Source organism: Kitasatospora sp. MY 5-36 (assembly GCF_001182915.1).
Taxonomy (GTDB): Bacteria; Actinomycetota; Actinomycetes; order Streptomycetales; family Streptomycetaceae; genus Kitasatospora.
The window spans coordinates 1-992 of sequence record NZ_LFVW01001086.1 but is presented as its reverse complement, the minus strand read 5'-3'; the positions used below and the strand labels follow the sequence as shown (position 1 = coordinate 992).

1 protein-coding gene is annotated in these 992 nt (G+C 78.0%); it reads right to left on the bottom strand.

All coding sequences use genetic code 11. The features are described from left to right. Nucleotides 1–130: 130 nt before the first annotated feature. Nucleotides 131–992 (bottom strand): non-ribosomal peptide synthetase (locus AE652_RS40345; protein WP_049660759.1); only part of this gene is annotated, 862 nt, incomplete at its 5' end.

The window sequence follows — 992 nt, the reverse complement described above, 5'->3', positions numbered from 1 at the left end:
GGCCCCGTCGCCGCCGGACCGGCCGGCCAGCCGCCGGCGCAGGGCTTCGCGCAGGTCGGCGGGCAGGGCCGCGGCGCGGTCCCGCTTCGAGGGCGTCGGAGGCGTCGAAGGCGTCATGGTCGTCGGGTCCTCACCGTTCGTCATCGTCGGGGCTGCCGGGGGCGGCGGGTTCGTCGGGGCCGTCCAGCGCGGCGGCTTCGAGTTCGCTGAGCACCAGGTCCTCCACCAGGTCGGCCAGGGCGGCCACGGTGCGGGAGACCAGCACGTCGCGGGGGGTGAGCGTGACGCCGAAGGCGTCGTTGGCCCGGGAGGCGATCAGCAGGGCGCGCATGGAGTCGCCGCCCAGCTGGAAGAAGTCGTCGGTGGCGCCGACGGCGGTGTGCAGGGCCTCGGCCCAGATCTCCGCCACCGCCTCCTCGGTGGGGGTGCGCGGGGCCACCCGTCCGGCCGGCTCGGTCTCGGCCGGGTCGGGGGCGGGCAGGGCCGCGCGGTCGGTCTTGCCGCTCGCGGTGAGCGGGAAGCGCTCCAGTACCGCGAAGGCCGTGGGGACCATCGGGCCGGGCAGGGCGCGGGCGGCCAGGGCGCGCAGTTCGGCGGCGGTCGGCGGTTCGGCGCCTGGGGCGGCCAGCAGGTGGGCGACCAGCCGGGGCAGTCCGGGCTCGTCCTCCCGGATGCTCACCACCGCGTCCAGGACGGCCGGGTGGCGCGCCAGCACGGCCTCCACCTCGCCCGCCTCGATCCGGTGGCCGCGCAGCTTGAGCTGGTGGTCGGTGCGGCCCAGGTAGTGCAGTTCGCCGTGGCGGTCGCGGCGCACCAGGTCGCCGGTGCGGTACATCCGGCCGCCGGGCGGCCCGTACGGGTCGGCGGTGAAGCGGGCGGCGGTCAGCCCGGGGCGTCCGAGGTAGCCGCGGGCCAGGGCCGGTCCGCTCAGCCACAGTTCGCCGGGGACGCCGTCGGGCACCGGCCGCAGCCGGGCGTCCAGGACGTACGCG